Annotated in this window: 5 protein-coding genes; all 5 read right to left on the bottom strand. The window is 67.4% G+C overall.

Features of this window, described 5'->3' with window-relative positions; genetic code table 11:
* Positions 1–3: 3 nt before the first annotated feature.
* Positions 4–1,338 (bottom strand): response regulator c-di-GMP phosphodiesterase, NosR family, encoded by a 1,335-nt coding sequence (nosR, locus tag DES44_RS14030; protein ID WP_198164912.1) that lies wholly within the window; start codon positions 1,336–1,338, stop codon positions 4–6.
* A gap of 133 nt (positions 1,339–1,471) precedes the next feature.
* Entirely contained in the window at positions 1,472–6,076 is a 4,605-nt protein-coding gene (locus DES44_RS14025) for a PAS domain S-box protein (RefSeq protein ID WP_058934053.1), read from the bottom strand.
* 4 nt (positions 6,077–6,080) lie between these two features.
* Complete coding sequence (locus DES44_RS14020; RefSeq protein ID WP_058934054.1) at positions 6,081–8,024, bottom strand: hybrid sensor histidine kinase/response regulator; 1,944 nt, start codon at positions 8,022–8,024, stop codon at positions 6,081–6,083.
* A gap of 227 nt (positions 8,025–8,251) precedes the next feature.
* Positions 8,252–9,811 carry a methyl-accepting chemotaxis protein gene (locus tag DES44_RS14015; RefSeq protein ID WP_083525375.1) on the bottom strand — a complete coding sequence of 520 codons (1,560 nt, stop codon included), beginning with the start codon at positions 9,809–9,811 and terminating at the stop codon, positions 8,252–8,254.
* A gap of 173 nt (positions 9,812–9,984) precedes the next feature.
* A complete protein-coding gene (locus DES44_RS14010; protein ID WP_170156678.1) occupies positions 9,985–13,923 on the bottom strand; it encodes a response regulator in 3,939 nt (1,312 codons plus the stop codon).
* Between the last annotated feature and the right edge of the window lie 137 nt (positions 13,924–14,060).

The raw sequence follows: 14,060 nt of genomic DNA, 5'->3' as shown, positions 1-14,060 counted from the left end.
CGCTCACGCCACCTGAGGCGCGGCTGTGGCCGGATCGTCGGAAGTGCCCTTGGGGCCGGACTTCTCGTCGATCTGGATGGAGAACGTGAGTTTCACGCCCTCGCGGTTGGCGAACTCCCTGATCTGGCGGACCATGCGGGCGTCAAACACATGGCCGGCCGCCAGCAGCAGCGTGCCCTTGGGCGTCAGCAGGTCCCGGGACAGCCGCATGCCGGGCTGGATCTCGTGAGCCCCGAGCTCGCGTTCATTGACGTTGTAGGCCGGCGCTTCGGCCAGCGCCTTCTGCAAGGCCTCCACCACGTCATGCAGGTAGCGGGTGCCGGCGCCGCCGCGGATCAGCTGCACGGCCATTGGCGGGGCATAGCGTTTCTCGGCCAGGCGCCCGCTCAGGGCGGAGCAGTAGTCGCTCACCGCGCTAAGCACCTGCACGTCCAGCGGTACGGCGTCACCGGCCAGCCCGTCCGGAAACCCGTGCCCGTCCAGCCGCTCATGCTGGCTTCTCACCAGCCGGGCCACATGCTGCAGCTCCGCCAGTGGCAGCAGGGCGGCCTCGCCGTTGAGCGTGTGGCGGCGGTAGCGGGCCATTTCGTCGGCGGTCATCAGCGACACTGGCTTGCGCAGCAAGGCATCGGGCAGGCCGATCTTGCCGATCTCGTGCAGCAGGCCGGCCAGGTGCAGATCGTCCTGCTCGCGCTGGGACAGTCCCAGGTGCCGCGCGGTGCGGCGGGCCAGGTCGGCCACCTGACGGGAATAACCGACCATGCCGCCTTCGCGCAGTTCCATGAGGCCGGAGAACACCTGCACCGACAGCAGGAAGTTTTCTTTCACCTGGGTGAAGGACCGCTCCAGCATGGCGTTGACCTGCTCCAGCTCCTGCGTGCGCGCCTTCACCCGCTGGGAGAGGTCCTGGTTCAGGGCGGCCAGCTCGGCATTTTGCTGCGCCGTCAGCGCCAACAAGTCGCGGTTCTGAAGGGCCAGCCGGCGGCGTGCGATGGAATCCTCGATGGCGGCGAGCAGCTCGCGGTCGTCCCAGGGCTTGGCGATGTAGCGCTGGATCTGGCCGAGGTTCACAGCCGCCACCGTGGTCTGGATGTCGGCGTAGCCGGTCAGCAGGATGCGGCCCACGTCCGGATGGCCGGCATGCACCTTCTCCAGGAAGGCTGCGCCGTCCATCTCCGGCATGCGCATGTCCGACACCACCACATCCACCGGCTCGCTGGCCAGGAGCGCCAGGCCCTCCGCACCACTGGAGGCCAGAAGGGCCCGATAACCGACCGGCCGGACCAGCCGGCGCAAGGCGCTCAGGATGGACGGCTCGTCATCAACAAACAGAACCACGGGCGGTGAAGCATCCGCATGCATGACAGCATCTCCGGTGTGCTCGTGGCGTCCAGTTTAGGACTGACCGCCACGCGCGGGTGCGCTTCATTCACGGGGCGCAAGGCCCATCACCGCCGTCAGCGCCACTTCGTCACGGGACAGCGCCGTCCATGTCCACCGTCGTGGGCGGGGCCTGCAACCATTCGCCCAGCAGCGCACCGGCCTCGGCCAGCCGCAACTGATCCACCAGCGTCCGGACCTGTTCGAAGCGCGCGTCACCGAGCCGGTCCCTCAGGCGGGAGGACAGGGCGTCAAACGCGCCCAGGGCCTCGGCCTGCTGGTCCTGCAGCAACTGCATCAGGGCGGCCAGCTCCGGCGGGTGGTCGCCGGATGCCGCTGCGCCGAAGTCCTTTCGGCCCAGCCATGGCGCTGCCGCGGCCGCCAGTGCGGCCAGTTGCTCATTCAGCCGCACCACATGGCCGGTGGCGGTCTGAAGGTCGCCATGGCGGCAGGCCATTTCCGCCAGCGTGGCCGTTGCCGCCACGGCCGCCGCCCCCACGTTGCCGGCACTGCCCCGCAGCTTGTGCAGGCGGGCCGCCATGGTGGGCATGTCCTCGCCGCCGGTGCCGGGCATCGGCAGCGCCGGATGGTCCTTCAGGAGTACGCCCAGCAGGGACAGGAACAGGGTGTGGTCTCCATCCAGCCGCTGCCGCACGTCCTGGGTGTGGATGCCTTCGATCTCGGGCCAGTCGTGCATCGGGTCGGCCGACTCGGCTGCGGCTGCGGCTGTGGCTGCAGCATCGGCACCGCCGGCCTCCGCATCGGCGCTTCCGGCAGCCTGTGCGGCATGTACGGCAGCCGTGGCATGCGCACGATCACGCGTCTGGCCGCCGTCTTGCAGGTGGGTGGCGGCCTCCGCGCCGGCTGCGCTCGCCTGCCCGTGCAAGCGCTTGACCAGGCGGGTGATGCACTCGATCACCTCATTGGGCTGGAAGGGCTTGACGATGAAGTCGTTCATGCCGGCAAACCGCGCTTCCTGTCGCTGGCTGGCCAGTGCGCCTGCGGTCAGCGCCACGATGGGCAATTCGACCAGGCCGAGGTCATGGCGGATGATGCGGGTTGCGGTCATGCCGTCCATCACCGGCATGTGGATGTCCATCAGCACCAGGTCGCAATGGGCGGCATGCTGCCGCAGATGGTCTACCGCCTCCCGGCCATCGGTGGCCAGCGACACATCAGCGCCGCAGGACTCCAGGATGCGCTTGGCCACCTCCAGGTTGATCTCGCTGTCGTCCACCACCAGCACGGAGACGCCGGCCAGGGCGTCGGCGGCGGTGCTGGTGGGCAGGGCCGGCGTCGTGATCAGGCGCTCATCCGCCAGCGCAAAGGGCAGCTCCACCCAGAAGCGGCTGCCCCGGCCCGGCTGGCTGGACAGGCCCACCTGACCGCCCATCATCTCCGCCAACTGCCGCACGATCGACAGCCCCAGGCCCGTGCCACCGAAACGGCGGGTGATGGAGCTGTCGCCCTGCGCGAAGGGCTGAAACAGCAGCTCGGCGGCCTCGGGCGCAATGCCGATCCCCGTGTCCTCCACCTCGAAGCGCAGGCGCACCTGGCCAGGTGCAGCCGGCAGCAACTCGGTGGACAGCCGCACATGGCCGGCGTCGGTGAACTTGATCGCATTGCCCAGCAGGTTGGTGAGAATCTGGTTGACCCGCATCGCGTCGCCCATCACCAGGGGTGGCAGCGGCTTGGGCACATGCTGCATCAGGCTCACGCCCTTTTGCTGCGCCTGCACCTTCATCACATCCACCAGATAGTCCAGCAGGTCCGCAGGCACGAAGGGCTGCAGGGAGATGCTCAGCTCACCGGCTTCGATCTTGGACAGGTCCAGCACGTCATTGATGATGCCCAGCAGATGCTGGCTGGCCCGGACCATCTTGTTCAGCAGCTCGGACTGCTGGCCGTTCAACCGGCTCTGCTCCAGCAGAAAGCCCAGGCCGATGACCGCATTCATCGGCGTGCGGATCTCATGGCTCATGTTGGCCAGGAACTGGCTCTTGGCCTTGCTGGCCTGCTCGGCGCTGGCCTTGGCCTCCAGCAGCGCTCGCTCGTGGCGCTGCTGCTCGCTGATGTCATGGGCGATGCCCAGGTAGCCCAGCAACTGGCCCTGCTTGTCATGCATCGCGGTGATGACCAGCGACACCGGCAGGGTGGAGCCGTCCTTGCGGCGATAGGTCCACACCTGGGTCTGGCCGTGGGCACCGGGCTCGCGGAAGTACTGCTCACCGGCCACCCGGCGTCCGAGTGCCTGGCCCAGTTCGCGGGCGCGGGCCTTGATTTCGGTGGGCACGTGGATGAGCCCCGGCGTGGCATGGCCAATGACCTCAGCCGCCTGGTAGCCCAGCATCTTCTCGGCGCCGGAGTTGAAGACGCGGATGATGAAATCCCGGTCGGTGGCAATGATGGACACCTCGGAGGCAGACTCCAGCACCGTGCGCAGCAGCGACGACGCTTCCACCAGCTCCATGGCCGCGCGCTTCTGGTCGGTCACGTCCCAGTTCACACCGATCATGCGGCGGGAATGGCCTTCCGCATCGGGTTCCACCCGGGCCACTGCCCGAATGTGGCGCACCTCGCCACCCGGCCAGAGAATGCGGAACTCCATATTGAAGTTGCTGCGCCCGTGCAGGCAGTCCTGCAGCCTCGCGTCGACCGAGGCGCGGTCGTCCGGATGGATCGTGTCTCGCCAGAAGACATCGCTCTGCGGGCCGCTGCGCGGATCCAGGTGGTAGAGCGCGTACATGCGGTCGTCCCACGTGGTCGAGCCGTCGATCAGGTCATATTCCCAGACACCGATGCCGGCCGCGCTCGTGGCCAGCGCCAGACGGGCGTGGCTGTCCGCGGCAGCGATACGGCTCTGTCGCAACTCGGTCACGTCATGCGCCAGCACATAGAACCCCAGCACCTTGCCGTTCACCACATCCGGCAGGTAGTGGGTCAGCGAGTGGCGGACCCCCTGGCCGTCCGGGCGCGGAATGGTGCGCTCGAACACCTGCGGTTCCCCGCGCAAGGCAGCCTCGATATGGTGGCGGTTGCGGAGATAGAGTTCGTTGCCGAGCAGCGCCTGCAAGGTATGGCCCGCCATCTGGCTCTCATCCAGGCCGAACCAGGTCCGGTAGGCCCGGTTGGCAAAGCGGTTGCGAAGCTGGCGGTCCCAGTAGCCGACCATCGAAGGCAGGGCGTCCAGGATGTTGCGCAGGTCGCGCTGCGCCGCTTGCAAGCTGGCGGTGCGCTCCTTCACCTTGTCTTCCAGTTCCCGCGTCAGGCGCTGGAGCTGTCGCTCTGCTTCCTTGGTCTCGCTGATGTCCCGCACCGTCTTGAGCATGCCGATCACGGTGCCCTCGTCGTCGCGCAGCGGCGTCATCGAGATGGCGACATCGAACTTGCGGCCGTGGCGGTCTTGGCGCACGGTGTCGTAGGTCGGCACGGCGTGCGCCACCGCCAGACGATCGCGGATGGTGCGAGCTTCTTCCTCCAGGGCCTCCGGCACGATCAACCCGTGCAGCGGCTGGCCGATGGCCTCCAGGCTGCTGTAGCCGAACATGGACGTGGCCGCGGCATTCCAGGACATGACACGCCCATCCAGGGCCACGCCGATCAGCGCATCGCTGGAAGCCTCCACGATCGCCGCCCGTCGCGCCTGCTCCGCACGCAGTTCCTGCTGCCGCCGCTTGGACTGGCCGTAGAGCCAGGCCATGGTGGTGAGCAGCAGCACGGCCAGCGTCGCTTCCAGCGCCACTTCGGCCGGTGAGCGCAGATTCAGCGACCGGACAAAGCTGTCGCTCGGCTGGATCTCGGCTTCCCAGCGTCGGCCGTAGATGTCCAGCATCAGCAGGGTGGGGCGCACCCCGTGCCGGGCGGAGCGGTCCAGGACCGTGGAGAAGAAAGGCTGCGGTCGGGTACTGCCGACAGAGGCTTCCACGTCTCGCAAGCTGAGGTCATAGAACTCCGGGCGGCTGTCCAGGTTGTTCAGCACGTCATCCACGCTGAGCGGGGCATAGGCCCAGCCGACGGCGGCGCTCTGGCGCGCCACCTCGCTGTCCGGCGGCATGAGGGTGCTGTAGATGGGCAGCAGCAAGAGGAAGGACTGGCGCTGCTTGCCCTGGGCCTGTACGAGCGTGATCGGGCGGGTGATGATGGCCCGCGCCTCCGACATGGCGCGCACCGCCGCCTCGCGCCGGCTGTTGTCCGAGGCGATGTCCAGCCCCACCGCCGCGGCGTTGTACTCCTGTGGCTCGATGTACTGGATGACAAAGGCCTCGCCCTCGTTGGGCCCGAGCGTGTGCACCGCAAAGGCCGGTGCGTTGTCCTGGCGGGCGCGCAAGCTGAAGGCCTCGAGCTGGTCGCGGGGCACCCGGCGGATGAAGCCGAATCCGCGCGCTCCTGGAAACTCGCGGTTGATCTCGCGGGTGAGGCTGTAGCGGCGAAAGTCCTCCCGCGACACACGGTCCACGCCGACCGTGACCAGTGCACCTCGTGCGCCGCGAAGGCCGTATTCATAACTGCGCATCCGCGCCTGGACTTGCGCCGCGACCTCCTGGGCCAGCGCACGGCTGCGGGTGGCGATGGTGTCCTGGTTTTCCAGGTATTGCCAGATCACGGCCGCCACCGACAGCACGATGCCGATCAGCAGCCCCGTCAGCGCATCGCGGCCGGCCAGGGCATTCCATCGTCGCCAGAGGACCTTGAGCATGGTGTCAGTGGGGCAGCAGGTCCTCGGCCAGCAAGAGGGTGAAGGTGAAGCAGCTGCCGTCGCCCGGGCTGCTGGTCACGGTCAGTTGGCCGCCCATGGCATCGATCAGCTGGCGGGTCACCACCAGGCCGAGCCCGGTGCCCGGCAGTCGGCTGTCCTGCAGGCCCAGCCGGTTGAAAGGCTCGTACAAATGGGCGATCTGCTCGGGGCTCATGCCGATGCCGGTGTCGGTGATCGACACCTGCAGGAACTGATCCTGCACCTTGAGCGCGATGGTCACCGAGCCGCCCCGCTTGTTGTACTTGATCCCATTGCTCAGCAGGTTGACCAGACATTGCCGCAGGCGGTTGCCGTCGGCCAGCACCAGAACGCCTTCCGGCACCTCCCGCGACTGGGTCAGCGTCACCTGCATCTGCTCGGCCAGGCCCGCCGTGGTCCGCAGGGCGCTGTCCAGCACTTCCAGCACATTCACCGGGCCGCGTCGCACCGACAGCTGGCCCAGCTCGAAATGCCCCAGGGCGCTGAGGTCGTTCATCAGGGTGGACAGCTGGGTGCACCCCGCCTCAATCATCGCCACCCGCTGCGCCTGCGTGGCGTTGAGCGGCGCCACCCGGTCGCAGGCCATCAATTGGGCAAAGCCCAGAATGCAATTGAGCGGATTGCCGATCTCGTGGGCCACGTAGGAGATCATCAGCGCCTTGGTCTTGTTGGCCGCCTCCGCGGCGGCGCGGGCACTGGACTCGGCGGCCAGGCGTTCCCGGTCGGTCAGGTCCCGGCACATCAGGGTGGTGAGGCGCAGCGTGCCATTGCCGACGATGGAAATGGACACCTCCGCCGGGACCTCGGTGCCGTCACAGCGCGACAGCAGGACGCGCTGGCCCGAGGTGGGCTGGGTCAGGTCCAGGCCGGGCAGGCGCTCGGTCAACAGGTCGGCAGCGGGCCGGCCGGTGGACAGCAGCGGGTCCATCGCCAGCAGGCGCCCGGCCGCGGCATTCATCAGGGCGATGTCACCGGCGGCATTGATGGTGATGATGGCATCCGACGCCCCTTCCACCACCGCCGCCAGTCGATCCGCCTGCAGCCGCTGGCCTTCGCTGGCGGCCATGGCCAATTCGATGTCGGTGCGGCGCTTGAGTTCCAGCAGGTTGCGCACCCGCGCCTTGAGCACGGTGCCGGAGAAGGGCCGGGCCAGGATGTCCGCCGCGCCCAGGGCCAGCGCCCGGGTTTCGTCGAAGCCATCGGCCTGGCGGCTCACGAACACGATGGGCACGTGGCTGAGCGTGGGCGCCGCCTTGAACAGGCGGCACAGGTCGAAGCCGGGTTCTTCACGGCCTTGCAGGGCGGTGTCCACCAGCACCAGGTCCGGACGCCAGGTGCGGGCCAGCACCATGATCATCACCAGGTCGCGGGCATCGGCGGTGCGGACCTCGCCGATGCCTTCCAGCGTCTCATGCAGGCCGGAGACCTCCACCGGATCACTGCCCACCACCAGCAGGCGCGAGGGCCCGGCGCGCAGCACCTCCGGCTCGTGCAGCGCGGCCTGGGTGGCTTCCGCCTTGGCCCGCTCGACCTCGGCCACGGTGCGAAGCACGGCGCCCACCCGGGCTTGCAACTGCTCGGCCACGATGGGCTTGGTGACGAAGTCCGCCGCGCCCAGTTGCAGCGCTTCCAGCCGGGTGGCCTCGGAGTCGTCGCTGGTGACGAACAGCACCGGCACGTGGGCCAGCGACGAGTCGTTCTTGAGGACGGAACAGAGCTGCGTGCCGGACATGCCCGGCATTTCCATGTCGATCAGGATCAGGTCCGGACACCGCGCGCGGGCCAGCGCCAGCGCCTGTTCCCCGGACAGGGCCAGGCGTTGATCGGGATAGCCCGCCAGGACCTTGCTCAGGACTCGAAGCGTGGACGCATCATCGTCCACCAGCAACAGCGACTTCTGTTTGGCCATAACCCTCCCGACGGCGCCCTGGCTTGATGTGTTTGGAACGGATGCTGGTGTGGGACCTTGCAAAGGCGGCGCAGCGCAGTGCCGGGCGACGCTCGATCCGCATGAAGGAGTCGATCGATCGTCTGGCTCAGTCTGGGTCTTGATGATCTCTCATGTCGGTGTCTCCGGATTCCGCAATCTGTGGGGTGAATGCGGCACGTTTTTTATGCAAGCTCGGCCATGGTCGGTCATGCAGGCTCGGCCTCCAGCTTGAAGGCACTCACCGCATCCACCAGCAACTGCGCCTGATGGCTGAGGCTGTCCGCCGCTGCGGCCGACTGCTCCACCAGCGCCGCGTTCTGCTGCGTCGATTCGTCCAGTTGCGCCACCGAGCTGTTGATCTGCAGGATGTCGCGGCTCTGCGCCTGGGAGGTCTGACCCAGCTCGCTGATCAGGCCCACGACCCGGGCCACCTGGTCACGGATCTCCTGCATGCTGGCACCCGCGCTGTCCACCAGTCGGGACCCCGCCTCCACCGTCTCCACATTGCTGATGATGAGCTGCTTGATTTCCCGCGCGGCGGTGGCGGAGCGCTGCGCAAGACTGCGGACTTCACTGGCGACGACGGCGAAACCGCGGCCGGCTTCCCCGGCTCGGGCCGCCTCCACGGCCGCATTCAAGGCCAGGATGTTGGTCTGGAATGCAATGCCATCAATGACACTCACAATGTCGCCAATTCGCTGGCTGGCCTCATTGATATTCGTCATGGTATGGATCACATGGCCCATGACTTCTGCGCCGTTTTCCGCGGCGCGGTTGGCGGCCGTGGCGAAACTGGTGGCTTGCTGAGCGGTTTCCGCGCTGTGGGTGACGGTGCCCGAGAGCTGCTCCATCGAAGCGGCCGTCTGCTGCAGGCTGGACGCCTGGCGTTCAGTGCGCTGTGACAGGTCGCCGTTGCCCACGGCAATCTGACCGGCGCCTGTGGCCACCGAGTCACTACTGGTGCGCACCACGCCGACCAGATGGCGCAGCGCGTCCTGCATCTGCTGCAGGGACCCCATCAATTGCCCCACTTCATCGCGGGACTCGGGCTGGATCCGGGTGCTCAGGTCGCCCTTGGCAATGCGCTGGGTGATGGTCATGGCCGCGCGCAGCGGCCGTGTGACGCTGCGCGCCATCCAGCCCGCCACGCTGGCCCCCAGCACCGCCGACAGCGACAGCAGGCCGATCATCGACCAGGCGGCCCGGTCGATGGTGGTGTCCGCGTCCGCGCGGGCGTTCTCCATGGCCTGGCGCTGCGCGGCGATCAGCTCGTCCAGGGCGCTGAAATAGGCGGTCTGGGTCTGGCTGACCTCGCCGACCAGCAGGTCGCGGGCGGCTTCGTTGTTGCCCTCCATGCCCAGCTTGATGGCGGGATTGATGGCCTTGACATAGGCCTCCCGCGTGCGGGTGACGCGTTCGAGCAGTTCACTGCCGCTCTGGTCGGCCAGTTGCGCCTGCAGTTGCTTGAGCAGTTCCTGGGTGGAGGCGCGATTGGCGTCGATGCGTTCCTTCTCCCGCTGCTTGGCGGCCGGATCGGTCAACAAGGCAATGTTGCGGGCCACCCGGGCGGTGACATTCACGTTGTCCTTCACATTGGTGAGAAGCGACACGATGACCAGATGCTTGCCGGTCAATTCGTGCATCTGGCTCCCCACATGCTGGAGGGCCACCCGGCCAAATCCCGCCACGGCCATGCTCATCACAATGAGCAGTGCAAACCCCAGCCGCATGCGGGTCGCAATGGACCGGTCCTTCAATGCCTGCATATCAGTTCTCCCTGTGTGGGACGGCTTGGCGCCGTCAACGTATCAGCGGACCTTTGCAGGGCACGACGCCATGGAGCCTGTGTCCAGGGCGTGTGTCCGGGTGGCTGTGATCAGCCTGTTGTGTGCGTATCGTGATCGCTCTTGGCGGTTTTGTCGCGATATCCGACTGACGTTTAGAGCTTTTTCAGCGCATTTGAGATGTCATTCGACAACTTCTGCACATCCGCGTTCAACTGGAGGGCCGTGGCCAGCAGCGATTCGGAGCGGTCGATGTCGGCCTTCAATGCCGATTCGAAGGCCTGCAATCGCGCAGCCAGTTCAGTCGCGCCGATGGTGGCGCAGGAGCCCCGCAGCGAATGGGCGGCCTGTCGCCAGCGGAATTGCCGGTCCTTGGGGGAGCGGTCGGCCAGGTCAGGCTGGCCCCGGGCGTAGGTCTCGGCGAAGCGCTGCAGCACGCGCAGCAGCACCGCCGCGCTGCCGCCGACGCTCTCCAAAGCCGCCCGGGTGTCCAGGTCGGGAAGGGCGGACACAGCGCCCAGGCTGTCGCCGGCAACAGGTCCGGGGGCCGCGGAGGACGGCGCGCCGTCTGCGTCACTGGCGCTGGCCCTGTCCACAACGTCCACACTGTCTGCCGCGGCCCGCGCCGCATTGAGCTGGCGCATCAGCACCTCATACAGACGCGCGGGATCCACCGGCTTGGCAATGTGGTCATTCATGCCGGCGTCCAGGCAGGCCTGGCGGTCTTCGCCAAAGGCATTGGCGGTCATGGCAATGATGGGCACGCCAGGGCCGCGCAGCGCGCGGATCTCCCGGGTGGCGGCCAGTCCGTCCAGCACCGGCATCTGAACGTCCATCAGGATGAGATCGAAATCCACCTCACGGGACCGGGCCACTGCGCTGGCCCCATCGTCCACCACTTCCACCTCCAGGCCGGCCGACAGCAGCAGTTCCTGGCCCACCTCCTGGTTGACCGGGTTGTCCTCGGCCAGCAGTACACGGCGGCCGGCATGTCGCTGGCGCAGAGCCTCCAATTGGTGGTGGCCGCTCAGGCGACGCTCCGAATGGCTTGCGGACGTCGGCGTGGGCTCACGGGAAGCAGGTGCTGCCGTGACCGCCGCTGGTGCGGGCGCAGGTGAAGATGCTGAAAGTGTTGGATGTGTTGAGGATTGAGAGAGGACCGTTGAATCCGATGAATTCGCTGGATTCGCGGAAATCGATGAATTCGTTGGCGGGTCCGACGTCGATGGGCCCGAGAGGTTTTCGCCCGCTTCGTTTGACGCCGCAGCGGAGCTGTCCGAGCTGTCCGCCAGCAGCCGCCCAATGGTGTCCAGCATGTCGGTGGGCGTCACCGGCTTGGCCAGGACGGCACCAAACCCGATCTGCAGCGCTTCCTCGCGAATGAGGTCGCCGTCATAGGCCGTGACCAGGATGCTGGGCGGCAGCGCCTCGCCCATGACCTCGCGCAGCCGGCGCAGCGTGAGCAGGCCGTCCCAGGGCACCATGCGCCAGTCCACCACCAGCAGGTCCGGCAGGCGGCCGGCCTCCAGGTCTTCGTCGGCCTGTCGCACCGCACTGGGCCCGGAGAGGTGACCGTCCACCGTCATGCCCAGCACCTTGAGCGCGTCGCCAATGGCATCCAGCGCTTCAGGCAGGTCGTCCACCAGCATCACGTGGCGACCTTCCAGACGGCCGCGCATCTGCTGCGGGTCGGCCCGATCCGCCCGGTCGGTCCAGGCGGTGAACCAAAAGGTGCTGCCGCGGCCGGGCTGGCTGTCCAGGCCGACGGTGCCGTCCATCAGCTCCGCGATGCGCCGGGTCAGGGCCAGGCCCAGGCCGGTGCCGCCATAACGGCGGGTGGTGGAAATGTCGGCCTGCTCGAAGGCGCTGAACAGGGCCCCCTGTCGCTCCAGCGGAATGCCGATGCCGGAATCGCGCACCTCGAAGCGAAGCTGCAGCCGGCCATCCTTTTCCTGCAGCAGATGGCCCTTCAGGCGCACCCAGCCCTGCTCGGTGAATTTCACCGCATTGGCCAGCAGATTGATCAGGGCCTGTGCCAGGCGCTTGGGATCGCCGCGCATGCGCTCGGGCAGGTGGTCGGTGTCCAGCACCAGTTCCAGTTTCTTGCGCGCGGCCTCGTCGCCCACCAGCTCCAGCACGTTGGAGAGCAGGTCGTCACGGGAGAACTCGATGCTGTCCAGCACCATCTTGCCGGCTTCGATCTTGGACAGGTCCAGGATGTCGTTGATCACCTGCAGCAGATGTTGCGCGGCGCGTTCGATCTTGGTCAGCCGGTCCTGCTGCTGCGGCTCGTCGGTGTCGCGGCGCAGCAGGTGGGTCAGGCCGATGATGGCATTCATCGGCGTGCGGATCTCATGGCTCATGTTGGCCAGGAAGGCGCTCTTGGCCCGGTTGGCCACTTCCGCGCTTTCTCGGGCCTCGATGAGGTCGGCGGTGCGGCGGGACACCAGCGCTTCGAGATCGTCGGTATGCAGGCGCAGCTGTTCCTCGAAGTGGCGGCGCTGCACTTCCGCACGGGCGACGCTGATGCCCAGGGACAGGTCGTGCGAGGCTTCCTCCAGCACCTCCAGGGTGCCGGCATCAAAGACGTCTTCTTCCGCCGCGCAGATGTTCAGCACGCCGATGACCGCACCGTCCACCACCAGCGGCAGCGACAGCGTCGCCAGGCAGCCGCGGCGCAGGGCGCCGGTGCGCCAGACCGCATCGGCCGGATCGGTGCTGCTGCGGGTCCACACCTGCTTGGCGCCGGTCTTGAGCGCGCGTGCCACCGGCCCGGAGCCGTCGCGCGCCAGGTCCCAGGTGGCGTAGAGCGCATGCAGCAATTCCGGCTGCCTGGCATACATGGCCATCAGTTCCACCAGGGTCTCTTCGGACGCATACCCGACCCAGGCGATGCGGAAGTTGCCGGCCTCGATGATGGCCTTGCACATCTGGTTGAGCAGTGCGGCCTCGTCATGGCGCTGCAGCAGGGTGCGGTTGCCGGCGGAGAGTACCCGCAGCGCGCGGTTGGACGATTCCAGGCTGGCCTCGCGCTGCTCGATCTTCTCGGCCGATTCGTCGATGGTCTGTGCCAGGAAGCCGATTTCGTCCCCGCCGTGGCGCAGGCCGGTGCGGGCGCCGCGTTCCCCGGCACGCTGGCGCTGCACGATGGCCGAGAGATGCTGCAGCGGCCGCACCAGCCAGTGATTCAGGCCGATCAGCAGGGCCACGCCGGTTCCCAGCAGCACCGAGAGCAGGACGGCAAAGGCAGCGATGGCTTCCCGCTTCGCAGGGGCCTCGATCAGGGCCATCGGCGAGGCCATCAGCAGCCGGTAGTGACTGCCGTTGGTGGTGCGCAGCAGCGGCACGTGGGCGATGAGCCGGCGCTGGCCCGCACGGTTGATCGCCTCGAAGGCTTCCGCGTCCGCGCCCTGGATCTTGGTCATCACCGTGCTGGGAATGGGCGTGCCGGTCCATCCCTCGACGTCCGGATGACGCGCCACCAGCACGCCGCGACTGTCGATGACGGACAGGGTTTCCTCGGGGAGCCGGTCGGACACGTTCACCGTCCGCTCCAGCCACTTCATGTTCAAGCCGCCGTAGTAGACGGCGATGACCTTGCCGTCGGCATCGCGGCGGGCCTTCGCGAGCGTGACGGTGGGCTTGCCGATGGTGCGGCTGATGGTGATGTCGCCGACGCTGATGTCCTGGCTGGTGAGCGCGCGCTGGAACCAGACCCGGTCCGAGAAGTTGAGCGGGCGGCCCGGATTCACCGCCGAGCAGAGGCGATTGCCCTGCGCATCGGCCACGCCGAACTGGTCGTAATCGGGTTCATTGGCCAACAGGGCGGCCAACTGCTTGTTGCAGAATTCCGCAGCCTCGGGCGAACTGGGCATTGGGCTGGCCATCAGCGTGTCCAGCAACGCGTCCGCGCGCTCCACCAGGATGTCCTGCCGGGCGGCGATCAGCTTGGCGCGGACCAGGTGGCTTTCCTCGGAGGCCTGGATGCGCGCCTGTCCGTCGCTGTACAAATGCCAGGCCAGCATCGCCCCCAGCAAGGAGAAGGCGATGAGTGTGAGCCCAATGACGCGGTTTCTGAGTGTGAGTCGAGTCACGAATGCACAGACGCCCCTGCTGCCCATTGCAGCCGATTGATGATCCGGCAAATGCGGGGGCGAGTCCAGTCTTTCCGAGGCGCTTCCCCCCGGGAAGGGGAGCCGCTGTCCGCTCTACACTGCAGCGGCTTTGACCC

Source organism: Roseateles depolymerans, from assembly GCF_003387155.1.
Lineage (GTDB): Bacteria > Pseudomonadota > Gammaproteobacteria > Burkholderiales > Burkholderiaceae_C > Roseateles > Roseateles depolymerans.
This window is presented reverse-complemented; position numbering and strand designations above follow the sequence as displayed.